The following is a 26,033-nucleotide window of genomic DNA, read 5'->3' on the forward strand; positions in this document are numbered from 1 at the left end:
GCCCGTTCTTTACCGGTTCGCGTCCTTCCAGACACTTTTCGTACACTTAACGCTTAACGGACCGTCGTAAAACGTTGATATGACGGGGTTATAACGTATTGGACGCGCTCGGAGGGATTCGAACCCCCGACAGACGTGGTACCGGAAACCACCGCTCTATCCAACTGAGCTACGAGCGCACGTTTTTTCAATCAGATACCTTTATATTATAATAAAGAAACGCACAGAAAGCAACTCTTTTTTGATTACACACAACAGGATTATGCAGCGTCCTCATGCAGCATAATCCTGCATCATTTAACGGCATTGATTTTCACAAAAAACTTATTTCAGGCGGACGCCCCCGGCTCGGTACATTTCCAGCCGCTGCAGAAAAAGCGGCAATCACCCGTTTCAGCTTTTTTTCCAAATGTCTTTTAACGTCCAATAGGTGAATTCCTCAACCTTTACGGCGCCTTTCTCAGAAAACAGCTCAATCCCCAATCTGCCCTCATTCGGATAGATACGGCTTGTCATCGTTGTTTCTCCATGATTGGCGAATACTTCAATCGAGGATCTGTCAATAAAGATACGCAGCGCCAGCTTGCCGTTTGCATCCAGCCGCACCCTTCTCACACCGTCTTTCGCTTTCCCCATCTTAGTGCAATCAAGTGTCAGCTTTTTATCCGTTAGATTGTATGTCAGCACAAGTTCTTCTTCGTCAAGGCCGCGAATTTTAAAACCTGCCGCTTCGGCATCAGAATCGTTTACATCAAACACGGCTCGGACTTCAAGCAGGTCTTCGGACGTCTTTGCCAAGTAACTCCCTGAAATCGATCGTCCGGCACATTCCCGATATTCCATTTTCCGCAGCTGCTTGGTTTCTTCCACGGGATTCATCAAAAGTTTATGATCATCACGCAAAGTCAGTTCTCGCGGCAAAGTCAGTGCACCGCACCATCCGTCTGCTTTTGTCGGCATCTCAGATTCCCACATATCCATCCAGCCGATAGCAATTCTGCGTCCTTTATCATCTAATAATGTTTGCACGGCGTAAAAGTCATGGCCGTGATCCAGTTCTTTAAAAGCGCCGTGTGTAAATTTGTTTGTTTCATTATTATAGTCACCGATTAAATAGCCGGTTTGATGTAAATTTTGATAGGAATCACCGTCCGCTTCAATACCCTGTGGCGAAATCAGCAGGACATGTTTGCCGCCTAGTTCAAAGAAATCAGGACATTCCCACATATAGCCGAGATTACCGTCACTTTGGGCGAGAACCCCCGCGTATTCCCAATCACGCAAATCAGGTGAACGGTATAAAACGACCCGTCCGACATTTTCTTTTGAAGAGTTGCCGATGACCATATACCAAACATCGCGATGCTTCCATACTTTCGGATCGCGGAAATGACGGGCGCTGTCTTCCGGCGGTTCCGCAATAACGGGGTTTTCCTGAAGCTTTTCAAACACGGTGCCATCTTGGCTGACAGCGATATTTTGAGTTTGATAGAATAGGTCTTTCTCTTGATCAATTATATTATGTCCTGTATAGATGAGGGCCAATCTTCCATGATCATCGACCGCGCTTCCCGAAAAACAGCCGCTTTGATCGAATGCGTCGCCCGGAGCTAAGGCAACCGGCAGGTGCTCCCAATGAACGAGATCTTTACTTTTTACGTGTCCCCAATGCATCGGCCCCCAATGCTCATCATACGGATGATGCTGAAAAAAGACGTGGTATTCTCCTTTAAACTGAATAAGCCCGTTCGGATCATTGATCCAATTCGCCCGCGGCATAATATGATACCCCAATCGATACCTTTGTTTTACTTTACCCTCGGCTTCCTTCAAAGCTTCTTCCGCCTGCTGAATTCTATCCATTTGTAACATCCTCTCTATCCGATTTTTTGCAGACGCTGGACACGCCTGCTGTTTTGTTTCGGGCCCAATAAAGTAAATATGGAGATGACGGTAAAACCAAAGACGACGAATCCCATGATGAGATAGGTTTGACGGAACCCCGCACTGTCATATAATCCTCCCGCAAGCGGCGACAGAATCGACGCGCCTGCCTGAGATGCGAATTGAAAACCGACGAGATAAAGGACGGACGACAGACGCGTATCAAAATTGGCAGCCAAATATTTAAAAACGGCGATCAGCATAATCGGCAATTCCAGTGCGTGGATGAGTTTCATTGATGAAATGCCTACAGGCTCAACTGCAATTCCGGACCCGACGATGCGGAAAGCCATTAAAAACCCCGCTAAAATCAAACTGTTTTTCGCTCCGAACTTATTGACGATAAAAGGCGCAAGAAACATCATGCCGGCCTCCAAAAACACCTGGAATGAATTCAGATAGCCGAATACTTGGTTACCCGTCGACACTGAAGGAAACAAAGACGCATAGTAGATCGGGAACTGCTGATCATATACGCCGTAAATGCAAGTCACCCCGATAATGTACATCATAAAAAACCAGAAATCTTTTAATAAAAAGAGCCGCCCCACATCTTTTAACCGGACCGATTCCGCTCTGTTTTTCTCATGATCGGTCATTTCTATTTTCACAGACATGATAATGGCCGTTAATATGACGGCTGAAACAGAGGCGATCCAGAAGTTGATATTGGGATTGATATTGAAAAGCTGCCCTGCAAAAAATGCAGCCGCCGCCCAGCCCAGCGAGCCCCACATTCTTGATTTTCCATACTCGAAATCATACTTACGGCTGACCTTTTCAATGTACGTTTCAATCGCGCCTATTCCCGCTAAAAAAGCGGCTCCCAAATATAAGCCTCCGACAACGGCGCCAAGAAAGACGTTGTATTGTAAAAGCGGCCCATAGACGAAGATATAAAACGGACCCGTGAATATGAGAAGACAGCTGATCATAAACAATATCTTTTTCTTCAGCCCCAATTTGTCAGAGATAAAACCGTAAAGAGGCTGCATGCATAGGGCAAATACGGCGTTTACAGAAAAGATAATGCCTGTCGCTGATCCGTTTAAATTGATTTCCTGCCCTAACCAAATCGCAAATAAAGAATAGCTGGAAGACCAAGTAAAAAAGAAAAAGAAGAAATAAGCACTCAGTTTCCAATACAGACTTTTTGAGCTTTTCATTTGCACCGCTCCTTTAATAGGACCTTTTAATAGCCGTTTTAGAGCCGCATACTTCCTTCTTCATATTCATCACATACATGCGAGCTCCGAGTAAGCGCTTACTTTCCGCCGCTGCTTGATTCCTTCACTTTATTGCCGCCAGCCATCTCTCCATACCCGTCACTTCCCTTCACTCCATAAATAAAGCGCTTTCAAAAAGAATTGTATGTCAACCGGTTTCATATGTCAATCGGTTGACATATGATTTTCTGATTATTCCAATCAAACAAAACGCACCCTCTTTATATGAAAACAGAAACATGGAATGTCCTTGCACATGTCAGCCTGATTCTCTAAAATAAGTGCGTGACGGAAATTGTAAGCCATTTCAGTATGCAGGAGGGCACGGGAATGAAGCCTAACATTCATGATGTTGCGAAAATAGCGGGAGTTTCCTCTACAACCGTTTCGCGGGTATTAAATAACCGCGGCTATATCAGCGAAAAAACAAAAGAAAAAGTGTACAAGGCGATGGAAGAAATCAATTACTTTCCAAACGATCTGGCCCGCTCTTTATTCCGAAAACGAACCAATTTAATAGGACTTATCATCCCAAACTCCAGCAACCCGTTTTTCGGCGAACTCGCCTTTCATATTGAAAGCATTTGTACGTCCATGGGCTACAAACTGCTGCTTTGCAACAGTTTACATCGAAAGGATAAGGAAGAAAAATATTTGGAGATGCTGATAAGAAACCAAGTGGACGGCGTGATCGCCGTGACTTATAACCGGGGAATTCTCAATTATCACAAGCAGAATCTGCCGATTGTCGCCATTGATCATTACTTATCGGACACGATTCCCGTCGTCGGCTCAGACAACTATGACGGCGGAAAAAAGGCGGCTGAACTGCTGATTGAAAAAGGGTGCCGGCACATCGTCCATCTCAACGGCCCGATTGAACTCGAAACACCGGCCAACCTCAGAAGAAAAGCATACGAAGACGTCATGCATGAACACGGACGGAAGCCTATTACATATGAAGTACCCTTTTATCAGCATTACCATGATATTATTTCAACATTATTCGATGAACAGCCTGACACCGACGGAATTTTTGCCAGCGATGATATCATGGCGGCTGCCGTGATGAACGAGGCTAAAAAACGGGGGAAAGACATCCCGAATCAATTAAAAGTGATCGGTTATGACGGCACTGAAACCGTTCAATCGGTTCTGCCGGACTTGACAACCATCCAGCAGCCGATCGAATTGATTTCCAAAACAGCCATCGAGATTTTAGCAAAAGAAATTGAAGGCGAATTTGATGATTTGCCGCTGGAAACGTGTTTGCCGGTACGGCTTTTGGAAGGACGGACAACGTAGTCAGACCGTTCAGCCGTATGTACCGACGGAACTGCGGTCTATTTTGAGCGCTCCGGCCATATCATTTTCTCAAGGCTCCGGCGCTGATCATCCTCATTTCCACTTTGCTGTTTGAACTTTTTGTTTTATGGGAAAAATGGTGTTAGAAGAAAAGGTTGGCATTTTGGTCAGCGTTTTGTTTGACCTTTATTGACCAAAAATGTATCATGTAAATACATACTTACCTAAAAGGTGAAGGAGGAGCATTATGAATTTAATACCTACAGTCATTGAACAAACGAACCGCGGAGAAAGAGCTTATGACATTTACTCCCGTCTTTTGAAGGACCGTATTATCATGCTTGGATCTGCGATTGATGACAACGTTGCGAACTCCATCGTGTCACAGCTTTTATTCCTTGAAGCGGAAGACCCTGAAAAAGATATTTCCATTTACATTAACAGCCCTGGCGGATCAATCACTGCCGGTATGGCAATCTATGATACAATGCAGTTCATTAAACCGAAAGTATCCACGATCTGCATCGGTATGGCCGCTTCTATGGGAGCATTTTTACTTGCAGCCGGAGAAAAAGGCAAACGTTACGCGCTTCCTAACAGTGAAGTTATGATTCACCAGCCGCTTGGCGGAGCGCAAGGACAGGCGACAGAAATTGAAATCGCGGCAAAACGCATTCTCTTGCTTCGCGACAAATTAAACAAAGTGCTTGCTGAACGTACCGGCCAGCCGCTTGAAGTCATTGAGCGCGATACAGACCGCGACAACTTCAAATCAGCTGATGAAGCCTTAGAATACGGCTTAATCGATAAAGTGCTGACACGCAATACGGAAGACCAGAAGTAATGCCTCAGAAACCTGCAAGAGATGATGTCTCTTGCAGGTTTTTTTATGCTTTATTCCCATTCAAAAAAGTAATGAATGCTTTGACGACAGATAATTCTAACGCTGAAGAATCATACATGAGCCAAGTATCGCGTATCACAGGCTCGTTATTTTTATAGGATAGCGCCAATGTGTATAATTCATCAGAAGGCTGAAGACAGATTTCCGGCACAACAGAATAACCGAGGCCGTTTTTCACCATCTCTTTACAGGTTTCCTGCCTGTCTACCTCCATTGCAATGAAAGGCGGTTCAGTAAATTGGTTATTCCACCATTTTTGAATCAAACTTTTCAAAGAAGCATCAGTTTGATAATAAATCATCGGCAATTTTGGAAGGTCCTCACTGTTGATTTCAGTTTTTGAAATAAGGTACAGTCTCTCTTCATTCAGCAGTTGTTTTTCCCCTTGCCAATCATAATTTCCCCTCATAATCCCAAGGTGTACCCCCGAATGATGAAGCAGATCCATCACTTTTGCACTCCATCCCGTATTGACGTGGAATTGAACAGACGGATACTGATCAGAAAACCGTTTTAGAATCGCCGGAAGCTTATACTGAGCAAAATTGCTTGAGACTCCTAATCTGAGAACCCCGCTGACTTCATGGCTCATATTGAGCATATCATCCTTCACTCTTCTGAACTCCTTCAGCATCTCTTTCGAATAATCAACCAGATGTTCACCTTCTGAAGTGAACTCCATCCCTTTTTTTCTTTTATAAAAAAGGCGCACTCCAAATTGTGCTTCCAGGTTTTTGAGCCGATAACTTAACGCCGGCTGTGTCATATATAATCGCTCTGCCGCCTTCGTCATATTTTTTTCTTCGAATAATGTAATGAGCACAATCCAATCCTTTTCATCCATATGAAATCCCCCAAAATATTTTTCTGCTATAAAATTTTCTCATATTATAAAAGTTTTTTATTCAACTTTATAAAAATTATATGTTTTACTTATAATCCTTATTTATCATACGATATCTTCCAAAGGGACCGGTACCTTTTTATCCACACAAAATGATGTAAGGATGAGACAGCATGGAAAAAGTTCCTGTAACCGTTATGAGAGGCGGCACCAGCAAAGGCGTTTTTATTCTTCAAAAAGACATGCCAGACGATACAAACCTATGGAGCGATTTTCTTTTAGACATTATGGGGAGCCCTGACGAGAGACAAATTGACGGTCTCGGCGGCGGCCATTCTCTCACAAGCAAGGCAGCCATTATTAAGAAATCCGCCAGAAAGGACGCAGATGTTGAGTATACGTTTGCTCAGGTCAGTTTGACTGACAATTTTACCGACTTCAAAGGCAATTGCGGAAATATCTCTTCTGCCGTAGGCCCTTATGCTATTGAGAAAGGGCTCGTTCAAGCTGAAGAGCCGGTGACAACAGTCAGAATTTTAAATACAAACACTCAAAAAGTGATCGTAGCAGAAGTCGAAGTCAGAAATGGAACATTTCATTACCAGGGGGACTGCTCGATTCCGGGGGTTCCAGGTACAGCTTCTCCTATTTATCTTTCATTTCACCAGGCTGAAGGGGCGGTGACCGGTAAGCTGTTTCCGACCGGTCAGCCTATTGATGTTCTCGATACACCGTATGGGAATATCTCCGTATCGATTATTGATTACGCCAATCCGCTTGTCTTTGTCAAAGCAGAGGACGCGGGGCTTACCGGCATAGAACTTCCGAACGAATATACTCCGGATATATTGGAAAAGCTCGAAATAATCCGATCAATTGCAGCCGAGAAATGCAGATTCGCTCCGAGACATGAGGCTGCTGCAAAATCACCGGCCGTACCAAAACTGACATTAATCTCATCTCCAGCGGATTATATCGATACAAAAGGGATAAAGAGACACGCAGAAGAGATGGATCTTGTCATTCGTATGATGTCCATGCAAAAACCGCATCAAGCTTTAGCCATTACAGGGGCGGTATGTACGACTGCCGGCATGCTATTGCAAGATACAATATTATCTGAATTTTCATTCTCCGGCAGAACGATTCGATTGGGGCATCCAAGCGGTATTTTAAAAACCGAGGCAGATGTTGATCCGGATGGAACAACGATTAAAGTAGTACGCACAGCAAGAAAAATCTCTGAAGGCTATGTGTTTACTAAACAAAGTTACAACATGAATACGCTGAATCACATTGGTTAATACCGTCTTCAGACAAGTCAAAGATAAACGGAGGAATACGAGATGATCAATGTAAATGCGTCTAATCGATTAAACAGACTGCCTTTTTCAAGGGCCCATCAAGCAGTGCTCGTTATCCTTTCATTCGCTTACTTTTTTGATTTTATCGATTTAAATACGTTTTCATATGCGGCGCCTTCACTTTTAAAGGAATGGAACATATCCACTCATACCATCGCTTTTATTACGTCTGTCTCCTATTTCGGGATGTTTATCGGCGCCTCTGCCGGAGGATGGTTTTCAGACCGTTTCGGAAGGAAAAAAGGTTTAATTCTGGTTGTCACCTTTTTCTCTTCCTTCTCCCTCCTCTCTTCTCTGGCTTGGAACCCAGAAATACTCGGTGTTTTTAGATTTCTTACGAGTTTAGGTATCGGCGCCACAACGATTGTGGCAAGTACGTATATCAGCGAATTTTTCCCATCCGCAACTAAGGGAAAATACCAGGCAATCTGTATTACAATCGGCATATGCGGAATTCCTGCGGCCGGCTGGGTGGCTAAATTGGTCGTGCCGTCCGCCTCTTACGGCTGGCGGTTTATCTTTCTATTCGGCGCTGTCGGTATTTTTTTCCCGCTGATCGCCAGAAAACTGGAAGAATCACCGAAATGGCTGGACACGAAAGGAAAAAGCGAACAAGCACACCGCATTCTGCTTGAACTGGAGGCAAAAGCAGAAAAAGAAAAGGGTGAACTGCCTGAACCAGCTCCAGCTCTGCAAAGCAGACAAACCGCTGTAAAATCCGTTCCATATCGGACGCTGTTTCAAAAGCCTTTGGCAGGAAGAACTTTTGTTTTAATGACGATGTGGGCAGCTTCCACGATTGCAATTCAAGGCTTTGGCACGTGGGTTCCCACCCTTCTGGTGAAAGAAGGCGTATCAATGGATGAGTCTATCGTATACGTCACTCTGGGAACGATCGGTGCCCCGCTGGGCGCTCTCATTGCGTCGCAAATCTCTGACCGTGTGGACCGAAAGTGGGCCATTTCTGTTTTATCGTTAATTATTATGGCGCTTGGATTCTTTTACGGCATCAATCCTTTGCCGATGGTCATTATCGTATGCGGATTTCTCATGCATATGTTTGAGCGTACTTTCAGTTCGATCGCATATGCTTATACGCCGGAATTATATCCGGTTGAAGCCAGGGCATCTGGAAATGGCCTCACTTACGGCGTAGGACGTCTTGCAAATGTAGCCGGTCCCTTTGTCGTCAGTTTCCTGTATTCAGGCTACGGATTTTTAAGTGTTTTCTTATTCTTTACAGGCTGCTGGTTTCTTTGTGCACTGACAGTCGGTATATTTGGAATCGGTTCAAAAAAACAAAAAATGCAGCAGGATGATTTCATATCGGAAGAAACATTCGTACAACAAAAGTTGTAAACGCATACAGTCTGCAAACCGCAAAACATCCATCTCCTCTGAGGAAATGGATGTTCTTCTTTCACCCCCAACAGCATTCTCATTCGCATCTTATTCTCAGCCATATCTCTTATTACGAAGAAAGGCGTGGTACGCACGAGAAAGAGAAAAGAACTTTCCGTCAGAATAAATTAGATGCAGCCGCCGAAACATATTTCCGACCGCCATCTTACAATTCCTGCCATTTCTTATCTAAAATCGGGTATGTATACCGATTCATCTGCTCAATCAGCTCATCCGGCCGGGAGGAACTGTGTATCAGCTTTAAATGAGACTCATTCGAAAATCCTTCCTGGATGCTGTACTTGACCATCTTCATCATCGGCTCAAAATACCCGTTCACATTGTACAGTCCGATCGGTTTTTGATGAATGCCGATTTGCGCCCAGCACAGCACTTCAAATAACTCTTCATATGTTCCGAAACCGCCGGGCATGGCAATGTACCCGTCGGCAAGTTCACTCATTTTCGCTTTCCGCTCATGCATGCCGCTGACTTCAATCAGCTCCGTCAGATTCTGATGAACAATCTCTCCGCTGAAAAGCCCGCTCGGCATGACGCCGACAGCTTTTCCGCCGCCTGCCATTAACGCATCAGCGACGGTTCCCATCAGACCGACCCGTGAACCGCCGTAAACAAGGCCGATTCCCTGCTCGGCCATATATTCACCCAGTTCGGCCGCTTTGCGTTTGTACTCTTCATTTACCCCCGGGTTTGACCCCGCAAATACACAAATGGTTTTCATTTTTTCATCTCCGCATCTATATATGTACATCAATAAATCAAAATACACTATATATTGTCCCATCTCTATATGATAATATCAATAAGAATCATACAGGACATAAGGAGTGTTTCACATGCAGATGGCTGAAGCAGAACAATGGACGAAAGATTTTTACGAAAAACGAGGATGGACGGCGTACGGGCCATTTATCAGAATCGGCTTTTTAATGGAAGAGGCGGGTGAGCTCGCCCGGGCGGTAAGAGCATATGAAATCGGCAGAGACCGGCCGGATGAAAAGGACGCAACCCAGGCTGAACGCAGACAGGAGCTGATTGAAGAAATGGGTGACGTCCTCGGAAATCTGGCTATCCTTGCCGATAAGTACGGAATCACGTTAGAAGATGCGATGAAAGCCCATCAGGAAAAACTGATCAAGCGCTTTGAAACCGAATAAAAACACGGCCTGTCCGCTTTTTCATGGACAGGCCGTATCTGAATTTATCCCGTTATCTCGTCCTGATGCTCAAAGAAATGCTGTTTCCCGATTTTATGAAACAGCCCCGTCTTCCGGATCAGCTCTCTCGGCTGTGATTGCAATCCGACGATCATCAATCTCCCGTTATGCCGTTTGATCCGGTTCATCACATTCCCCAGCACCGCTTCTGCGGAGGTATCCATGTAATGTACATTATTCATCAGCAGAATAAGCGTCTTCGGCTTTTCCTGAAGCCTCTCCAGCAGCGATGATTCCAGTGAATCAATTGAACCGAAAAACAGCGGCCCTTCAATGGAATATGTGCTGACGGACGAATCATTTTTAACCGATTTGACCGCGGCATGCGGTGTTTTAATGCTTGTTGATTCGCTCATTTTTCTGATAAAGAAAACAAAAGCGAGCACAAGACCGGCAGAAACGCCGATAATTAAATCAAACAGAACCGTCAGCAAAAAGGTTGCCGCCAGTACGAATGAATCAGTGTTTTTCAGCCGCATCATATTGGCGACTTCCCTCCGCTCACTCATGTTCCAAGCCACAACCATCAATACCGGCGCCATGCTTGCCAGCGGTACGTGAACGGCAAGCGGGGCGAAGACGAGCAGGACGAGGAGGACGGTGACTCCGTGGACAACACCGGAAATCGGAGAAACTGCGCCGTTTTTAATATTTGTTGCGGTCCGCGCAATCGCTCCCGTTGCCGGTATGCCGCCGAAAAGCGGCGCTGCCATATTGGCGATGCCCTGCCCGACAAGCTCCCTATTGCTGTCATGCCGTGATCCTTTCATATTGTCCGCGACCATCGCCGATAATATGGATTCAAGTCCGCCGAGAAGCGCAATGATCAGAGCCGACGGAAACATCATCACCATGTTATCAATTGAGAAATCCGGAAGCTGGAAAGCCGGAAGCTGCCGCGGAATTTCCCCATAAGCAGAACCGATTGTCGCCATTTTGTCAGGAAAAAACACGACCGCCGCGGCTGTAGAGACAAGCAGCGCCACAAGCGCGCCCGGAATCTTCGGCATCAGCCTGGCTGATAACAGCAAAATGGCCAAAGCAATTCCCGCGATGAGGATGCTGTACAAATTAAAGGTTCCGATCTTCTTGCCTATTTCCGCAATGTTGAGGATAAAGCTTTCATGCTTTTGGATATCGCGCAGACCGAGAAAATGGGCAATCTGCTCCGAGAAAATCAGCACCGCGATCCCGGCCGTAAATCCGACGATCACCGGCTTCGGCACGAATTTCATAATCTTTCCGAGCTTAAATACGCCAAACAGGACGAGCATGACGCCTGCCATAAAACCGGCTACAAGTAAATTCTCAAAACCATACTGCATCACAATGGCAAATAAAATGGGAACAAACGCCCCTGTAGGCCCGCCGATCTGATATTTAGACCCGCCCAACAGCGAAATCAGAATTCCGGCCACAATAACGGTGTAAAGCCCGTATTCCGGACCGACCCCCGAGGCGATGGCAAAGGCCATTCCCAGTGGAATCGCTACAATTCCGACCACAATTCCCGCGATTAGGTCTTTCTGAAATTTCTGCAAATTGTACCCCTGGTATCTGCCGGTAAATTGCATCGTCAGCTGCATCCTCCTTTGACTGTTTCATAACCGTCAACGACTACATCCAGCGTCCCCGTTCCCGGATCGATCACCAGCCCGTGCACCGGCACCTCTTCAGGCAAGAGCGGATGATGCCTGACCATATTCACGCTGTGGGCCACGCTTTCTTCGACGCTGTGAAAACCGGTCAGCCATGTTTCCAAATCGACTCCCGCATGCTGCAGAAGGCTCAGACATTTGTCCTCCACGCCGCGCTCTTTTGCTTTATTTAATATGGAAGCCGCATTTAATCCCGACATTCCGCACTCGCGGTGACCTATGATGCAGACTTCCTCTGCCTGCAGTTCATAAACGGCAACCAAAATACTCCGCATGACACTTCCAAATGGGTGAGAAACAATGGCTCCCGCGTTTTTTATGATTTTGGCATCGCCGTTTCTGAGTCCCATCGCCTGCGGCAGAAGCTCCGTCAGCCTTGTATCCATACAGGATACAATGACAAGCTTTTTTTTCGGGAATTTTGTCGTTTGGTAAGGTTCATATTTCCTTTCTTGGACAAACTGCTGGTTGTGCTCCAAAATGCTTGATAAAGAAACCATTTTTCTATTCATCTCCCATCCGATTGTATTGCAAGCCTTCTTACCCAGCTTACAGTAAGGAATTATAGCACAGAAAAAGGCCTCAAAAGCGCTTTCAAAAAAAGACACGATAATTTGACTGTAAATTCAGATTATATTCATTTATATCTTTCAAAAATAATAAAATTTATCTTTACACCAACCTATAAAGCTTTTAAAAACAGCGGTTCCGCTCATTTTGCCTTCAGAAATATAGGCGGATTCTGTTACTGTTTGGAGAAATCAAGCATGTACATTTCTTTTTCTTTCATTTTAAGTTCAAAAGAACCAGAAATTTATCGTAATGCGTTTGAATATTTCTCACGTTACCGCTTCTCTTATATAATAAAATAGAGAAGAAAGACAAAGGAGGAGAAGCCCGTTGAAACCCTATGTATTCATCGCGAAACCGATACCGCCCGAAGTCGAACAAATGATAGGCGAGCATTGCCGCTATGACATCTGGAAAGAAGATACCATTCCAAAAGAGGAACTGTACGAAAAAATGAAAGATGCTGAAGGGCTGCTGACATCCGGAACGGCGATTGACAGTGATTTGCTGGATCACGCGCCGAAGCTGAAGGTCGTCAGCAATAATTCAGTCGGCTATGATAATTTTAATATTGAAGAAATGAAAAGACGCGGGGTTGTCGGCACGCATACACCGTACACCTTAGATGACACTGTCGCTGATCTGGCTTTTTCATTAATTCTGTCTTCCGCCAGACGGGTTGCCGAATTGGATCGATTCGTCCGCGCCGGCAAATGGGGAACCATTGAGGAGGAATCTCTTTTCGGTATGGATGTCCACCATCAGACTTTAGGAATTATCGGCATGGGCAGAATCGGTGAACAAGCTGCCAAACGGGCAAAATTCGGCTTCGATATGGACGTGCTGTATTATAACCGCAGCAGAAAACCGGATGCTGAGAAGGAACTCGGGGTTACATATGCCGACTTAGATACACTGCTGAAAACATCAGACTTTGTGCTTTTAATTACGCCGCTTACTGACGAAACGTATCATATGATGGGAGAGCGGGAATTTAAATTGATGAAAGATACGGCATGTTTCGTCAATATTTCCCGGGGAAAGACGGTTGATGAGAAAGCGCTCATCCGCGCATTGCAGGAGGGCTGGATAAAAGGCGCCGGTTTAGATGTGTTTGAAAAAGAGCCGATCGCCGAAGACAATCCGCTCCTGCAGCTGGAAAACGTCACATTGCTTCCTCATATCGGGTCAGCAACGGCAAAAATCCGCTTGAATATGTTCAAGCAAGCCGCACAAAACATGATTGACGCCGTATACGGAAAAACACCGAAAAACCTCACGAAGGAATTTCAATGAGATGAAAAATCCCGGCCGTTTCAGCCGGGGTTTATTTTTCACTAGATCAAAAGTACTATTTTAAAATTCTTTCTATTCCTTTCTCTTGATGCTGATACAATGAAAAGGAATCAGCTTCACATGATAAAAATGGGAGGTATTGCTTTGAAAAAACGATTATCGTGGATTTCCGTTTGTTTGCTGGTGCTGTTCTCCGCGGCGGGGATGCTGTTTTCAACGGCTGCCAAGACGGATACATCTTCTCACAAGGCGCACACTGAAGCACAGGTTATCAACACGTTTGACGGGGTTGCGGATTATCTTCAGACCTATCATAAGCTTCCTGATAATTACATTACAAAATCAGAAGCACAGGCCCTCGGCTGGGTGGCATCAAAGGGGAATCTGGCGGACGTCGCCCCGGGGAAAAGCATCGGCGGAGACATCTTCTCAAACAGGGAAGGCAAACTCCCTGCAAAAAGCGGACGGACGTGGCGTGAAGCGGATATTAACTATACATCAGGCTTCAGAAATTCAGACCGGATTCTTTACTCAAGCGACTGGCTGATTTATAAGACGACAGACCACTATCAAACCTTTACAAAAATGAGATAAACACATACAAAAAACGGCTTCCCTGCGGAGGCCGTTTTTTTACAGAGAACCTGCGAGCTTCATATAAAATGAGCAGTAAATTTTTCTTCGAACTCTGATCGGTCTATTCTGCTGTTTTCCGCCGTGCCATCGTGTTTTTTTATTGTTATATTGCGTTCAGACAGAACCATGTGCCCTTCCGGTGTCCGCTTAGAAGCAAGCAGGCGTTTGTTGAAAGGAGAACGTTCATGTTCAAAGATTGTTTGTTTCATAGACTTGAGGTCCTTTTCATCGATTTCTTCAAGCGAAAATGCGTAACCTGTCTGCCAGCCGTCCCCTTTGTTCATTTCAAGCACGTATGCCCCGAATTCCGTCTCTTCTATCCTCACGCGGAACGCTCCGGCCGCTGATACCGTCTCGTCTCCCGACATCGGCACAGGCTGCATGGCGAGATTGAGGCCGAAGCCTGCATCAGCGATGTACTCATTCCCTCCGGCGGAAAGAAGTACGGCCGCATGTGTGCCGGGCAGCGCCCAGCCGTTTTTCCAGACCGTTCCGCGGATCAATTTGACATCCAATCCGGCATCTTTCAGGATGAAATAAAGCAGTCCGTTCAAGTCATAACAAAGGCCGCCATGAGGTTCCTTCACCATGTGCCGCCACAGTCCTTCTTTCGTGACGTCATATTCTTTTTTGGACAAAACCGCGCGATTTTCAAACGGAAACCGATACGCGAGCGCCTTTAAAAACTCCGGCAGGTTGCTGAAATCGAGGGAATCCTTTTCCCAGCCTATCGTTTGATAACAATCTTTCAGAAACTCATTCATCGTTCCGTCCCCCTTACAAAGTGTTTACACTTCTTCCTGCACATAAGCGGACAACTTTTCCAGCGCTTCCTTTTCATCGTCGCCTTCAGCGATCAGAGTGACTTCCGTCCCCGAGCTGACTGCCAGACTCATTAATCCCATAATGCTTTTGGCATTCACTTTCTTGCCGTTTTTTTCAAGAAACACATCTGATGCAAAACGATTTGCCTCCTGTACAAACAATGCAGCGGGGCGCGCCTGCAATCCTGTCTTTAAACGCACTTCCACTTTCCCCTGAACCATAAGATCTCCCCTTTTCTGTACGGTTATTTCAAAGTGATGCTTTGTCCTGTACGCAGCTGTTCTGCGATTTCATCGAGCTTTCTCAGCCTGTGATTGATGCCGGATTTGCTGATTTTCCCGCTTGCAACCATTTCCCCCAGTTCTTTCAGCGTGACCTCCTGATAATCAATCCGCAGCTGCGCAATTTCGCGAAGCTTTTCCGGCAGCGCTTCAAGACCGATCCGTTCATCAATGTATTTAATATTTTCCACCTGTCTGAGAGAAGCCCCGATGGTTTTGTTTAAGTTTGCTGTTTCACAATTGACGAGGCGGTTCACTGAGTTTCTCATATCTCTGACAATCCGCACATCTTCAAAGCGCAGCAATGAATTGTGAGCGCCGATGACATTCAGAAATTCAGTGATTTTTTCCGCCTCTTTTAAATACGTAATATAGCCTTTTTTCCGTTCAAGCGTTTTGCTGTTCAGATGAAATTCATTCAGCAGCGCGCATAATGAATCGTTATGTTCCTTATAAAGCGAGAAGATTTCCAAGTGGTACGACGAGGTTTCGGGATTATTCACAGATCCCCCCGCCAAAAACGCCCCTCTCATATAAGATCGTTTGCAGCACCGTTTCGCCACCAGTTCCTCAGAAATATTCCGTTCAAATATAAAGTTCTCCCCGAGGATTTTCAATTCCTCTAAAATCAGCTTTGCATTTTCAGAAAAGCGCACAATATAAACATTGTTTTTTTTCAGCCGCATTTTTTTTCTGACTAACAGTTCGACCGATACATCATATTGTTTCTTCAGCAATGTATAAATGCGGCGGGCAATCGCCGCATTTTCGGTTTGAACGTCAAGCACGAGATGGCGGTTTGAAAATGACAGGGAACCGTTCATCCGAATCAGCGCGGACAGCTCCGCCTTGGCGCAGCAGTCCTTCACTTCCAGATTCGTCAGTTCTTTTTTTGTTTCCGATGCAAATGACATATTAGCCACCTCATTTCAAAAGGCCTCTAGTCCCTTAATAAATCGACAAGAAGAGAAGCCACTTTATGTGTATCGTGACGGATTACGCCATTTTTATACGTGATAATCTGATCCCTGATGACCTCAAGCCCCATGGATTTCAGCTTTTCAACATTGAAGTCGACGGGCCGGGCCAGCTCTTTCGCATATTTGCTTTTGATTTCGTCAGGGATCTCCTCATTGTTGATTAAGATCGTGTCGATAAACGGCTGCTCCATATGATCGTTCAGCGCCTTGACATGGTCGGCCGCGCTGTATTGAAGCGTCTCGCCGGGCTGTGTCATGACGTTGCATATATATACTTTTTTGGCCGCGGCCTTGACGACTTCCTCTCCGATTTTCGGCACGAGCAGATTCGGAAGAATGCTTGTGTACAGGCTTCCCGGACCGATAATGATTAAATCGGCCTGACGGATGACGTCAATCGTTTCCGGCAGCGGATCAATTTTTTCAGGCGTAAGAAACACCCGTTTAATCCGCTGGCCGTAAGAAGGGATTGTCGATTCTCCGGAGACGACCTGCCCGTCCTCCATTTCAGCATGAAGAACGACACTGGTGTTGGCAGCAGGCAGCACTCTGCCGCGGACATTCAGCACCTTGCTCATTTCGGTGACAGCGTGAAAGAAATCACCGGTTATATTTGTCATCGCTGCCAAAATCAAATTGCCGAGCGAATGTCCGGTTAAGTCGCTTCCTTTGTTGAAACGGTGCTGAAACAGATTTTCAACGAGCGGCTCAACATCTGACAAAGCGGCCAGTACGTTACGGATGTCACCCGGCGGCGGAATTTGAAGTTCATCCCGCAGACGGCCTGAACTTCCGCCGTCATCAGCAACTGTCACAATCGCCGTAATATCAACGGGCTTATGCTTTAACCCCCGAAGCAGCACGGACAGACCTGTTCCGCCGCCGAAGATTGCGATTTTCGGCTTCTTATTCATTTCCGGCTTCTCTTTTCAATGTCCCGGTGAGTGACATGAGTATAGAAATCTTTTTTAAAATAGTCAGCCAAATACTCAGCGAGCGTGACGGAGCGGTGCTGGCCGCCCGTACAGCCGATCGCGATGACAAGCTGGCTTTTACCTTCCCGCTTATAAGACGGAAGCATAAAGCCGAGCAGATCAACAAGCTTTTCAATAAACTTTTGTGTTTCGTTCCACTTCATCACATAGGATGACACTTCCTCATCTTTCCCCGTAAGCGGCCTCATGCTTTCAATGTAGAACGGATTCGGCAGAAACCTTACATCAAACACGAGGTCGGCATCTATCGGAAGCCCGTATTTGAACCCGAATGACATTACGTTCACTGTAAATGTTTCACCTTGGTTCGTGGCGAAATGCGCCACGATTTTTTCACGCAGATCACGCGGTTTCATATCCGATGTGTCATAGATCAGCTGAGAGCGCCCTTTCAATTCTTCAAGCAGCTGGCGTTCCAGCGCGATTCCTTCGAGAGGAAGCCCGGTAGCGGCCAGCGGGTGAGAACGCCTCGTTTCTTTGTATCTCGTCACAAGGATGGAATCCTTAGCGTCTAAAAAGAGAATGCGCGGTGTAATCCACGGATTTTCCGCCATTTCATCCAGTGCCTCAATCAGCCTGTCAAAAAATTCACGTCCCCGCAGATCCATGACAAGCGCGACCTTGCTCATTTTTGAACTTGATTCTTTCATCAGCTCCAAAAATTTCGGCAGCAAGGAAGGCGGCAGATTGTCGACGCAAAAATAGCCGAGATCCTCAAAGCTTTGAATGGCGACGGTTTTCCCCGCTCCAGACATTCCCGTAATGATGACGAGCTGAATATCATGGTTTTCATTCATACTCATCTTTCTCCCCCCTGCGGTCTTTCTTTTATTTGATAAGCTGCGGATCTAAACGATAGCTGAGCAGCTCGAAGTCCGGCGTATACGTAAAGGTGCCGTGCAAAAGCCCTTGGCCCTTGATCATAAAATCAAGGATATGCCCGTCTCCGGGGGCCATCGGAAGGCTGTGGATATCTTTTACGTCATGCCACTTCAGAACGCCTTCCTCTGATTCAGCGACATTCCGCCCCGTGTAGGAGTCGGCGACGAAAGTAAACATCATCCACTCTGACACGATTTGTTCCTGTTCCTTAATAATAAAGGTAAACACGCCTTTTAACTGCGGATTTAGTATATAAATGCCCGTCTCTTCTCTGTACTCTCTGATAACGGAATCTCTGACGGATTCGCCGCTTTCCATCTTCCCGCCGGGCGCGACCCACCAGCCCCGTCTCGGCTTTTGGAGAAGGAGAACCTGATCATCTGTCTGCAGCACACAATTTGTCACTCTTTGCACAAGTACGTCACCTAACCTTCTCAACAAATCATCGTCTCTTCATTATACCGTTTCGGCATGTCTCTCACAATGCAGAGACACCGACATCCTTTTCTTTTATTTGACAGAAAACAAAAAATCGCAAAAAAAGGGCACGGATACTGGAATCCGTGCCAAAGTGTATTCATTAAAAAGGGGGTCAATTACTACCTTCATCTTAAAACATCAGTATTTCACCCGTGTTACAGCGTAATTAAAACACAGTAACGATTCAAAAACTGAACATTACAGTGATTATTTAACGGTTTTGAGCGTTTCCTCAAGCTCTTCCACATAATGCTGAACGCTTTGAGCCGCAATACTTCCGTCGCCTGTCGCCGTTACGATCTGGCGGAGCGTTTTTTCACGGATATCTCCCGCGGCGAAAATGCCTGGAACTTTTGTCTCCATTTGGGCATTTGTTTCAATGTAGCCTTCTTCATTTGTGATGCCCAAGTTTTCGAACGGTTTAGAAAGCGGAAGCATACCGATATAAATAAAGACGCCGTCAGCTTTGAATTCTTCCTCTTCTCCCGTCACGGTATCCACAAGAGTAAGTCTGCCGACTTTTCCGTTTTCCTCATGGATTTCTTTTACGGTTTTGTTCCATTTGAAGTCAATTTTCTCATTGTCAAAGGCACGCGCCTGAAGAATGCTTTGCGCCCGCAATTTGTCACGTCTGTGAACGATGGTGACTTTTGAAGCGAAGCGTGTCAGATAGACGCCTTCTTCAACGGCGGAGTCTCCGCCGCCGACAACGACAAGCTCTTTATTTTTAAAGAACGCGCCGTCACAAACCGCGCAGTACGATACGCCGCGGCCGCCCAGTTCTTTTTCGCCGGGGACACCGATCTTTTTGTATTCCGCTCCGGCAGAAATGACGATGGCGCGCGCTTTATATTCTTTTGAACCGGCTTTGACCGTTTTATATTCTTTACCGTCAACAATTTCTTTAATATCACCGTACGCATATTCCGCACCGAATTTTTTCGCATGTTCAAACATTTTATTAGAAAGTTCAGGGCCGAGAATGCTTTCAAAACCCGGATAGTTTTCAACATCCTCCGTGTTGGCCATCTGGCCGCCCGGAATTCCTCTTTCGATCATTAATGTGGATAAGTTCGCTCGTGATGTGTAAACAGCAGCGGTCATCCCCGCCGGACCCGCGCCGATAATGATCACATCATAAATTTTTTCTTCTGACACCATGATTCACTCCTTTTCGAAATGGGGCGCACCCTATATGACTAAGAATCCCCATCAATCGTATTCCTTACCCATATCCTATTAAATCTGAGGGCAATTCGCTATTTTTTTGCTCATTTTTCTGAGAAACCGTGATTAGGCAGCTCCTGAGCGGGTATACAAATAAAGAAAGAGCCTTCCGGGATAGAAGGCCCTTGTCTTATTCATTATTGCACGACACGTCTTACATTGCCGTTGAATGCTTTCTTCCAGTAAGGGTTGCTCATAGAATCAATGGATACACCGTGTGATGTATTATCGTTCAGGAACGTTCCGTTACCTAAGTAGATGCCGACGTGGCCGTTTGTTTTATACGTGTTGAAGAAAACTAAGTCTCCGCGTTTCATGTCAGACGCGCTTACTGCTTTACCTCTTCCGATTAATGTATCTGTGTTTGTGCCGCTTGCAGGTCCGAGATTAACGCCTGCGTTAGCATAAGCCCAGCGTACGAATGAAGAGCAGTCAAAAATACGGTTGTCAATATCGGATTGAGTGCGTCCGCCGCCGAATTTATACGGAGATTGACCCACAAGGCTTGATCCTACGCTGATCGCGCCTTCAATACCGCCTGAATTTGAAATAACAGATCCGCCGTCAGAATCATCTGAACCGCCGCTGTTATGAGATGATCCGCCTGAAGTGCTCTTCGGTTTGCTTGAGCTGTCAGATGAATCAGATGATGTTGAAACAGCCGCTTTTTTCACAGTTTTAACCGCCGGTGCCGGCTGGCTGTCATCTTTTTGGTTTTGGTCTTCAGAAGCTTTTTGCGCTTCTTCCTGTTTTTTGATCAGGGCAGCCGCTGCAGCCTGCTCAGCTTTAATGCGCTTCTGTTCTTTTTCAGTGTCAGCTTTTTGGTTTGCAAGCTGTGACGCTTCTTTTTTCAGATCAGAGATAGCGGAAGCCGCTTTTTTCTGACCGTTTTTCGCTTCGTCGAAAAGCTTGTCTTTCTGATCAAGCTGTTTGTTCAGGTCTTTTTGCATAGACTCGAGTTTCGCAAGATCATCTTGAACTTTTTTCAGCTTCACGTTAAGTTCAGCCTCTGCGTCTTCGAGTTTCGCTTTATCCTGCTCCTGCTGTTTGATCAGGTCTTTATCCGCATCAACGATAGAAGATACTGCAGTCGCACGGGAAATGAAGTCTCCGAAGCTTGTCGCTCCTAAAAGTACATCTATGTATCCTTGAGAACCGCCGTTTTCCTGTAAAGAGCGAACGCGTTTTTTCAGGATTTCATTGCGTTTTTCAATACGCGCTTCTGTTTCTTTGATTTCTTTTTTCAAATCAGCGATCTGCTTTTTCGTTTTTTCGTTTTCAGCTTTTTTATCTTCGATTTTATTGCTTGTATCCAACGCTTTAGCGTTAATGTCTTTCAGTTCTTTTTCAATCTTAGCCTGCTTATCCTGAAGCTTAGACAATTCTCTTTCTTTTGCTTCAAGGCTTGAAGCCACCTCAGATTGCTTGCTTTCAATTTTCGCTTTTTTGCTGTCTAATGTTTCCGCCGATGCAGTTTTTGTAAACGGGATTAAAAAACTGCTTGTCCCGATGACGGAAGCCAAACCAAGTGTTAATAAACTCTTTTTCACTTTTTCTTTCCTCCCTTTTACTTTAAACCTGTTCTCATTTGGAATTCTATTATGAACATCAAAGTTACGCTCCCTCACATGCCCGTGAGGCTGATGATTTTTATGTACGATTCTTTGAATCTGGTTAATTGGTATAGATTATACAGCACATGTAAAATAAACTAATCTCTTATGTACGAGACTCATTATACCATCATGTTTCGACAATTTTTATTACAGTTATATTTCAATGTGATTGCAAATCTCATATTTTGCAAAATAAACGGTGATTACAGCCTGATTTCGATTCAAAAAGCAAAAAAATACGTATGAATACCTCTTTTTTCGGCGGTAAAGTTCTGTTTTGCCCCTTTATGATAAAAAAAAGAACCGACTCTTTATATAGAAAGAATCGGTTTTATTCTAATATATCATCTATTTGTCTGATGTATTTCGAAAGGGTTGCCGGGGTTATACCGTAAACGGCGGCCGTTTCTTTTTTCGTCGTTTTTTCGCCGTTAGCTTCTTTCCATACGTATGCGATGGCTGCGGCCCATGCCCGCTCATTCTGTACGGCAGCGGCGGCGCGGATGTGCTGAATGACGTGAAAAACCCAGCAGCTCATGACGTCAGTTTTTAAACTGTCGGCTTCCGCTTTCTCCAGAAGCTTGACCGTCCGATACGTGAACAGCGCGTCACCGGAGACGCCTGAAGCGCCTTTTTCACCGGAAAGCAGCAGTCTGACGAAATCTTGTTCAAACGGTGAAACGGCGCGTTTTACCGTCAGAACTTTTTCAAGCTGGTTCCGCTCTCCTTCAGCGCTGCTGATATAATAGGCGGCAAGCCGCTGTTCAAGTGAAGCAGGCAGCGGTTCCTGCCGCTCCGCCCAAGGCGCGGGCCGGTCTGATTCGGGAAATTCGGCTTCGGCCTTTTTCCAAATGGTTTCTGCAAATTCTGTGCGGCCTGTCCCGTAGGCTGAGGCGGCAAGCCAGTAATAAAACGTTTCGTCGCCTTCGAACCCGCTTTTGTAAAGAGAACGGAGCCATTTATAACCGAGATCATGTCTGCCGACAAGCGCAAGCGTCGCCCCCAGCTTATAGCGCTGTTCGAATAAAATCGGATACACGTTGGCGAGTTTTCCGCTCAATTCTCCGACTTTTTCATCTTCCCTCTCGTAATAGCAGAATACAAGGAGGTTGCACAGGGCATGGAGATTGCCTTCATTTTTCTCAAGCACTTCGAATACCGTCTGTTTCGCTTTTGTAACATTGCCTGAGTAAAAGTAAGCGAGCGCCAGGTTGTTGTATGCAGACCAAAGCTCGGGGTAATCGGCCGTAATCTCTTCAAGCATGACAACCGCTTCATGAAGCTGGCCGCTCTCAAGAAGCATTTTTGCCCGGTCCTGCCTGATCAGCAGCTCATCCTGGTCATAGAGCGATTCGTTTTCACCCGCTTCGCCGAAATCCAAAAGCTCCATCAGATTTTCAATCTCTTCGCTGAATTCCCCGTCCGGATCGGCATCTGAATAAGCCGCCGCTTCTTTGTATGCTTCCTGAAAGAGCCCCAAATGCGCGAAATTATTCGCTTTAAAATAATGACACTCGGGCATTTCTTCTTTCAGGTTCACCAAAATAAAGTCGAACAGCTCATTTGACTGCTGGTAGTGGCCCATTTCAGAATAAATGACGGCCAGCCGGGACAGCATTTCGGAATCATTCGGCTCGAGGTGGACGGCCCGCTGAATCAGTTTGCTGGCCCGTTTTAAATTCCGCTCTTTATATGCTTTTAAGCCTTTATGAAAAAAATATTGTCCATCCTGAAGCAGCTGGACAATTTGCGCGTGCTTTTTCTGTTCAGAAGTGTGTTTTCCCACAAATATCCTCCGTTTTATACGTATTACCGTCAGTAGTATACCATAAAACGGTTTCGCCTCAATAGTTCAAAAGACAGGATCGGCTTCGTTTTTTACTGGCTGGTTCGACCAGATTTTAGCTGTTTTTTTCACGAGGCTCGGCTGGAAGAATGACGCGGAAAAGGGTTCCTTCGCCGCGCTTGCTCTCAACCTTTATCGAACCGCCGTGCAGCTCTGCGATTTTTTGGGCGATGGACAGGCCGAGCCCGCTTCCCCCTGCGTTTCTCGCCTTGTCCGCTTTATAAAACCGTTCAAATACACGCTCCGCCTGTTCAGGCTCCATTCCGATTCCGTCGTCGGCGATTTCGACAGCCGCCGCTCCCGGCAGATCAACAATTTTAACGGAAATGCGGCCGCCTTCACCGGTAAATTTTACGGCATTGTGAATCAGATTCATCCATACTTGGCTGAGCAGCGCTTCATCTCCGTACACATACGACTCCTGTAAATCAATGAGAAACTCAATCTGTTTGGCGGACCATTCAGGCTCACAGGTCAATATGGTGCGCCGCAGCTGTTTGTCAATGCGGAACGGTTTTTTTTGTATCGGTTCGGTTTGGCGTTCAAGCGCAGTGAGCTTCAGCAGATTTTCACTGATTTTTGATAATCGTTCTGTTTCTGTCTCGATGATGTGTAAATAGCGCCCCCGCTCCTCATATGATAAATCCGGTTTTTTCAGAAGATGCGCGTAGCCCTTTAATGAAGTAAGCGGAGTTTGGATTTCATGGGAAACGTTCGAAATAAATTCTTGTTTCAGCTTTTCCATTTCACTCAGTTCCGCGGCGAGTGTCGACAGTTCATCAGCCAATTTCGTCACGGGGTGGTCCCGTTCAATCTTCTCCATTTTCCTGGAGGCGGCCGCGGTGAAGTTGCCGCTGGACATTTGCTTGATCGTGGCGGTCAGCGAATCCCAGATCGCATGATGTCTTTCACGTGCTGACTTTGAAAAAATAAACATCGTTACAAATAGCAGGCCGAAAACAAGCCAGAGCGTCAGAATCTGCTCGGCGTACGGCACAAGCAAAATCGGCCATATGAGACCGAATCCCTGAACGATCAGGTGAGCCGCCAGCCATAAGAATGCGGTGACGGTGAGAAGGATGATGATTTTTCCAGCCGTTCTGAAGATCCGTTTCATTCTGTCACCACAAACCGATACCCGAGCCCCCGCACCGTATGGATGGCAAACGGATAGTCCTTTTCCGGAAACCGTTCCCTCAGCCTTTTAACATGCACATCAACCGTCCGCTCGTCACCTTCATAATCAAAGCCCCAAATATCTTCTATTAATTGTTCTCTTGAAAACGTCTTATTCGGATAACCGGCGAGCTTAAATAAAAGCTCAAATTCACGCCGGGGCAGCGTCAATCCCGCTCCGCCGCCGCGCGTTACGGTGCGGGATTGCTTATCTAATGTGACATTTCCGATGGTCAGCAGTTTTTCAGCGGTGATCCGGTACCGTTTCAGCAATGCTTTGACCCTTGCTTCCAGCTCAAGCGGCTCAAACGGTTTGACGAGATAATCATCCGCTCCGGAAGTAAAACCTTGCACTTTGTCCAGCGTTTCGCCTTTTGCCGTCAGCATCAAAATCGGAATGTCCGTAAAGCTGCGGACGGCTTCACTGACTTCAAACCCGTCCATTTTCGGCATCATCACATCCAGTATGATGAGATCAATAGGTGCTGATTCGATCAGCCGCACCGCCGCTTCCCCGTCTTCCGCTTCTGCGACGTCAAAGCCGCTCTGCTCCATCATGAGGCGGACAAGCTCACGGATATGGCGGTCGTCATCCGCAACCAATATGACAGCCATGAAAATCCCTCCTTCTGCTTTTTTGCCTGTCTTCTTTTAATGAATCGACATGATGTCTATTAACCGTCTTATTTTTTCATTGTCTCCTGTATCGACAGACACTTTTTTTGTATGGCGGATCATTTCCTCCGTCACTTCTTTCATTTCGCCTTGATCAGTATCTTCACGAGACTCCCAGCGCAAAGGAACATTGTATACCTGAATGGTGCCGTCACCATTGCTGCTGTAAGTGACTGACCCATCGACTAACCGGGAGCCTGCTAACTGCGTAACATCTTCCGGATAGCGGGCGCTCGTATGATCGTCAGGATTGACGAGTGCTCCGGCTGGAATGCGGCGAACGTTCAATTCATCTATCTGCTGATTTTCCCCAAGCTGCAGCCAGATGCGGGCATATTCAATTTGCAGAGGAGAATAATCTGCCGACATGTTGTTCGGTTCGCTTTTGTCCGCAGAGATGTGATGTGAATCTTTGTTTACGGGTTCTTTTTTTTCTGCCGCTGATGCTGTTTCAGCCTTGTTGATGCCGCTGATTTCTCCGGCCGGACTTGAAGAATGGCTCGGCTCTTCATCGTTACCGTCCGTACACCCGGCAGTCATGAATACGAGCAGTAAGGCCACGTGACAATAAAAAATCTTTGTGCGTTTTTTCATAATTCACCCCCCGCTTCCAATGAATAGGATTCCGGCTGCAAAATAAAAAGCAGCTTTTTCAGCTGCTTTC

25 protein-coding genes and 1 tRNA gene are annotated in these 26,033 nt (G+C 46.0%); 7 read left to right on the forward strand and 19 right to left on the reverse strand.

Annotation, left to right across the window (positions count from 1 at the left end; all coding sequences use genetic code 11):
- Positions 1 to 103: 103 nt before the first annotated feature.
- The 3 genes from ACWJJ5_RS01850 to ACWJJ5_RS01860 all read right to left on the reverse strand — a co-directional run bounded on the left by ACWJJ5_RS01850 (position 104) and on the right by ACWJJ5_RS01860 (position 3,110).
- A tRNA-Arg gene (locus tag ACWJJ5_RS01850) sits at positions 104 to 179 on the reverse strand.
- Between the two features lie 214 nt (positions 180 to 393).
- Positions 394 to 1,863, reverse strand: coding sequence for a glycoside hydrolase family 32 protein (locus ACWJJ5_RS01855; RefSeq protein WP_102422876.1), 1,470 nt, complete (start codon positions 1,861 to 1,863; stop codon positions 394 to 396).
- 14 nt (positions 1,864 to 1,877) lie between these two features.
- Positions 1,878 to 3,110, reverse strand: coding sequence for an MFS transporter (locus ACWJJ5_RS01860; RefSeq protein WP_102422875.1), 1,233 nt, complete (start codon positions 3,108 to 3,110; stop codon positions 1,878 to 1,880).
- A gap of 390 nt (positions 3,111 to 3,500) precedes the next feature.
- Here ACWJJ5_RS01860 and ACWJJ5_RS01865 point away from each other — a divergent pair, with 390 nt between their 5' ends.
- The gene (locus ACWJJ5_RS01865) at positions 3,501 to 4,475 is read left to right on the forward strand and encodes a LacI family DNA-binding transcriptional regulator (RefSeq protein WP_003151514.1); all 975 of its coding nucleotides are present in this window, start codon (positions 3,501 to 3,503) and stop codon (positions 4,473 to 4,475) included.
- A 247-nt stretch (positions 4,476 to 4,722) separates the two neighbouring features.
- Positions 4,723 to 5,319: an ATP-dependent Clp endopeptidase proteolytic subunit ClpP gene (gene clpP / locus ACWJJ5_RS01870; protein ID WP_003151513.1), complete on the forward strand. Its 597-nt coding sequence runs from the start codon at positions 4,723 to 4,725 to the stop codon at positions 5,317 to 5,319.
- A gap of 43 nt (positions 5,320 to 5,362) precedes the next feature.
- Here clpP and ACWJJ5_RS01875 read toward each other — a convergent pair whose 3' ends face one another.
- On the reverse strand, positions 5,363 to 6,223 hold the full coding sequence (locus tag ACWJJ5_RS01875) for a LysR family transcriptional regulator (protein WP_077722897.1): 861 nt from the start codon (positions 6,221 to 6,223) through the stop codon (positions 5,363 to 5,365).
- Positions 6,224 to 6,396: 173 nt separating this feature from the next.
- Between ACWJJ5_RS01875 and ACWJJ5_RS01880 the strand changes: the two genes are divergently transcribed.
- Positions 6,397 to 7,527, forward strand: coding sequence for a 2-methylaconitate cis-trans isomerase PrpF family protein (locus tag ACWJJ5_RS01880; protein WP_077722898.1), 1,131 nt, complete (start codon positions 6,397 to 6,399; stop codon positions 7,525 to 7,527).
- A gap of 42 nt (positions 7,528 to 7,569) precedes the next feature.
- On the forward strand, positions 7,570 to 8,946 hold the full coding sequence (locus tag ACWJJ5_RS01885; protein WP_060674016.1) for an MFS transporter: 1,377 nt from the start codon (positions 7,570 to 7,572) through the stop codon (positions 8,944 to 8,946).
- A 208-nt stretch (positions 8,947 to 9,154) separates the two neighbouring features.
- Here ACWJJ5_RS01885 and ACWJJ5_RS01890 read toward each other — a convergent pair whose 3' ends face one another.
- Positions 9,155 to 9,730, reverse strand: coding sequence for an LOG family protein (locus ACWJJ5_RS01890; protein ID WP_017418850.1), 576 nt, complete (start codon positions 9,728 to 9,730; stop codon positions 9,155 to 9,157).
- Positions 9,731 to 9,845: 115 nt separating this feature from the next.
- On the opposite strand from ACWJJ5_RS01890, the gene ACWJJ5_RS01895 reads away from it, so the two are divergent.
- Positions 9,846 to 10,166 carry a MazG nucleotide pyrophosphohydrolase domain-containing protein gene (locus ACWJJ5_RS01895; protein ID WP_003151506.1) on the forward strand — a complete coding sequence of 107 codons (321 nt, stop codon included), beginning with the start codon at positions 9,846 to 9,848 and terminating at the stop codon, positions 10,164 to 10,166.
- Between the two features lie 44 nt (positions 10,167 to 10,210).
- Here ACWJJ5_RS01895 and ACWJJ5_RS01900 read toward each other — a convergent pair whose 3' ends face one another.
- Together ACWJJ5_RS01900 and ACWJJ5_RS01905 are read right to left on the reverse strand one after the other, a co-directional pair.
- Positions 10,211 to 11,800 carry a SulP family inorganic anion transporter gene (locus tag ACWJJ5_RS01900; RefSeq protein ID WP_014305896.1) on the reverse strand — a complete coding sequence of 530 codons (1,590 nt, stop codon included), beginning with the start codon at positions 11,798 to 11,800 and terminating at the stop codon, positions 10,211 to 10,213.
- A gap of 2 nt (positions 11,801 to 11,802) precedes the next feature.
- A complete protein-coding gene (locus ACWJJ5_RS01905; protein ID WP_003151503.1) occupies positions 11,803 to 12,384 on the reverse strand; it encodes a beta-class carbonic anhydrase in 582 nt (193 codons plus the stop codon).
- Between the two features lie 400 nt (positions 12,385 to 12,784).
- Here ACWJJ5_RS01905 and ACWJJ5_RS01910 point away from each other — a divergent pair, with 400 nt between their 5' ends.
- Positions 12,785 to 13,750, forward strand: a complete 966-nt coding sequence (locus ACWJJ5_RS01910) for a 2-hydroxyacid dehydrogenase (RefSeq protein WP_070082431.1) — start codon at positions 12,785 to 12,787, stop codon at positions 13,748 to 13,750.
- Between the two features lie 204 nt (positions 13,751 to 13,954).
- Positions 13,955 to 14,344, forward strand: coding sequence for a ribonuclease (locus ACWJJ5_RS01915; protein WP_223151841.1), 390 nt, complete (start codon positions 13,955 to 13,957; stop codon positions 14,342 to 14,344).
- A 59-nt stretch (positions 14,345 to 14,403) separates the two neighbouring features.
- On the opposite strand, the gene ACWJJ5_RS01920 is transcribed toward ACWJJ5_RS01915, so the two are convergent.
- From ACWJJ5_RS01920 to ACWJJ5_RS01975, 12 genes are all read right to left on the reverse strand, one after another.
- Positions 14,404 to 15,150 (reverse strand): arylamine N-acetyltransferase family protein, encoded by a 747-nt coding sequence (locus ACWJJ5_RS01920; RefSeq protein WP_017418847.1) that lies wholly within the window; start codon positions 15,148 to 15,150, stop codon positions 14,404 to 14,406.
- Positions 15,151 to 15,174: 24 nt separating this feature from the next.
- Positions 15,175 to 15,432, reverse strand: coding sequence for an HPr family phosphocarrier protein (locus tag ACWJJ5_RS01925; RefSeq protein ID WP_025853523.1), 258 nt, complete (start codon positions 15,430 to 15,432; stop codon positions 15,175 to 15,177).
- A 23-nt stretch (positions 15,433 to 15,455) separates the two neighbouring features.
- Positions 15,456 to 16,406: a DNA-binding protein WhiA gene (gene whiA, locus ACWJJ5_RS01930; protein WP_017418846.1), complete on the reverse strand. Its 951-nt coding sequence runs from the start codon at positions 16,404 to 16,406 to the stop codon at positions 15,456 to 15,458.
- 26 nt (positions 16,407 to 16,432) lie between these two features.
- Complete coding sequence (locus tag ACWJJ5_RS01935) at positions 16,433 to 17,386, reverse strand: gluconeogenesis factor YvcK family protein (protein ID WP_007407422.1); 954 nt, start codon at positions 17,384 to 17,386, stop codon at positions 16,433 to 16,435.
- Entirely contained in the window at positions 17,383 to 18,270 is an 888-nt protein-coding gene (rapZ, locus tag ACWJJ5_RS01940; RefSeq protein WP_012118535.1) for an RNase adapter RapZ, read from the reverse strand. The genes ACWJJ5_RS01935 and rapZ overlap by 4 nt, the downstream gene beginning before the upstream one ends.
- Positions 18,271 to 18,295: 25 nt before the next feature.
- Positions 18,296 to 18,763 carry an 8-oxo-dGTP diphosphatase gene (locus tag ACWJJ5_RS01945; RefSeq protein ID WP_003151491.1) on the reverse strand — a complete coding sequence of 156 codons (468 nt, stop codon included), beginning with the start codon at positions 18,761 to 18,763 and terminating at the stop codon, positions 18,296 to 18,298.
- A 273-nt stretch (positions 18,764 to 19,036) separates the two neighbouring features.
- Positions 19,037 to 19,987, reverse strand: coding sequence for a thioredoxin-disulfide reductase (gene trxB / locus ACWJJ5_RS01950; RefSeq protein WP_007407423.1), 951 nt, complete (start codon positions 19,985 to 19,987; stop codon positions 19,037 to 19,039).
- A gap of 206 nt (positions 19,988 to 20,193) precedes the next feature.
- Positions 20,194 to 21,606 carry a C40 family peptidase gene (locus tag ACWJJ5_RS01955; protein ID WP_003151485.1) on the reverse strand — a complete coding sequence of 471 codons (1,413 nt, stop codon included), beginning with the start codon at positions 21,604 to 21,606 and terminating at the stop codon, positions 20,194 to 20,196.
- A 397-nt stretch (positions 21,607 to 22,003) separates the two neighbouring features.
- Positions 22,004 to 23,458, reverse strand: a complete 1,455-nt coding sequence (locus ACWJJ5_RS01960; protein ID WP_060674008.1) for a tetratricopeptide repeat protein — start codon at positions 23,456 to 23,458, stop codon at positions 22,004 to 22,006.
- A 115-nt stretch (positions 23,459 to 23,573) separates the two neighbouring features.
- Complete coding sequence (locus ACWJJ5_RS01965; protein WP_182069576.1) at positions 23,574 to 24,635, reverse strand: sensor histidine kinase; 1,062 nt, start codon at positions 24,633 to 24,635, stop codon at positions 23,574 to 23,576.
- Positions 24,632 to 25,309: a response regulator transcription factor gene (locus ACWJJ5_RS01970; RefSeq protein WP_015387652.1), complete on the reverse strand. Its 678-nt coding sequence runs from the start codon at positions 25,307 to 25,309 to the stop codon at positions 24,632 to 24,634. The genes ACWJJ5_RS01965 and ACWJJ5_RS01970 overlap by 4 nt, the downstream gene beginning before the upstream one ends.
- 36 nt (positions 25,310 to 25,345) lie before the next feature.
- Complete coding sequence (locus ACWJJ5_RS01975; protein ID WP_327967602.1) at positions 25,346 to 25,963, reverse strand: hypothetical protein; 618 nt, start codon at positions 25,961 to 25,963, stop codon at positions 25,346 to 25,348.
- Between the last annotated feature and the right edge of the window lie 70 nt (positions 25,964 to 26,033).

It is taken from the genome of Bacillus sp. JK74 (genome assembly GCF_053663395.1).

Bases quoted from the DNA above. Each gene is read 5' to 3' on its own strand.
- ACWJJ5_RS01935 (WP_007407422.1), bottom strand. From the start codon at position 17,386: ATGAATAAGAAGCCGAAAATCGCAATCTTCGGCGGCGGAACAGGTCTG.
- ACWJJ5_RS01860 (WP_102422875.1), bottom strand. From the start codon at position 3,110: ATGAAAAGCTCAAAAAGTCTGTATTGGAAACTGAGTGCTTATTTCTTC.
- ACWJJ5_RS01855 (WP_102422876.1), bottom strand. From the start codon at position 1,863: ATGGATAGAATTCAGCAGGCGGAAGAAGCTTTGAAGGAAGCCGAGGGT.
- ACWJJ5_RS01885 (WP_060674016.1), top strand. From the start codon at position 7,570: ATGATCAATGTAAATGCGTCTAATCGATTAAACAGACTGCCTTTTTCA.
- ACWJJ5_RS01880 (WP_077722898.1), top strand. From the start codon at position 6,397: ATGGAAAAAGTTCCTGTAACCGTTATGAGAGGCGGCACCAGCAAAGGC.
- ACWJJ5_RS01875 (WP_077722897.1), bottom strand. From the start codon at position 6,223: ATGGATGAAAAGGATTGGATTGTGCTCATTACATTATTCGAAGAAAAA.
- whiA (WP_017418846.1), bottom strand. From the start codon at position 16,406: ATGTCATTTGCATCGGAAACAAAAAAAGAACTGACGAATCTGGAAGTG.
- ACWJJ5_RS01890 (WP_017418850.1), bottom strand. From the start codon at position 9,730: ATGAAAACCATTTGTGTATTTGCGGGGTCAAACCCGGGGGTAAATGAA.
- ACWJJ5_RS01895 (WP_003151506.1), top strand. From the start codon at position 9,846: ATGCAGATGGCTGAAGCAGAACAATGGACGAAAGATTTTTACGAAAAA.
- ACWJJ5_RS01970 (WP_015387652.1), bottom strand. From the start codon at position 25,309: ATGGCTGTCATATTGGTTGCGGATGACGACCGCCATATCCGTGAGCTT.
- rapZ (WP_012118535.1), bottom strand. From the start codon at position 18,270: ATGAGTATGAATGAAAACCATGATATTCAGCTCGTCATCATTACGGGA.
- ACWJJ5_RS01925 (WP_025853523.1), bottom strand. From the start codon at position 15,432: ATGGTTCAGGGGAAAGTGGAAGTGCGTTTAAAGACAGGATTGCAGGCG.
- ACWJJ5_RS01915 (WP_223151841.1), top strand. From the start codon at position 13,955: ATGCTGTTTTCAACGGCTGCCAAGACGGATACATCTTCTCACAAGGCG.
- ACWJJ5_RS01905 (WP_003151503.1), bottom strand. From the start codon at position 12,384: ATGGTTTCTTTATCAAGCATTTTGGAGCACAACCAGCAGTTTGTCCAA.
- ACWJJ5_RS01975 (WP_327967602.1), bottom strand. From the start codon at position 25,963: ATGAAAAAACGCACAAAGATTTTTTATTGTCACGTGGCCTTACTGCTC.
- clpP (WP_003151513.1), top strand. From the start codon at position 4,723: ATGAATTTAATACCTACAGTCATTGAACAAACGAACCGCGGAGAAAGA.
- ACWJJ5_RS01900 (WP_014305896.1), bottom strand. From the start codon at position 11,800: ATGCAATTTACCGGCAGATACCAGGGGTACAATTTGCAGAAATTTCAG.
- ACWJJ5_RS01865 (WP_003151514.1), top strand. From the start codon at position 3,501: ATGAAGCCTAACATTCATGATGTTGCGAAAATAGCGGGAGTTTCCTCT.
- ACWJJ5_RS01920 (WP_017418847.1), bottom strand. From the start codon at position 15,150: ATGAATGAGTTTCTGAAAGATTGTTATCAAACGATAGGCTGGGAAAAG.
- ACWJJ5_RS01965 (WP_182069576.1), bottom strand. From the start codon at position 24,635: ATGAAACGGATCTTCAGAACGGCTGGAAAAATCATCATCCTTCTCACC.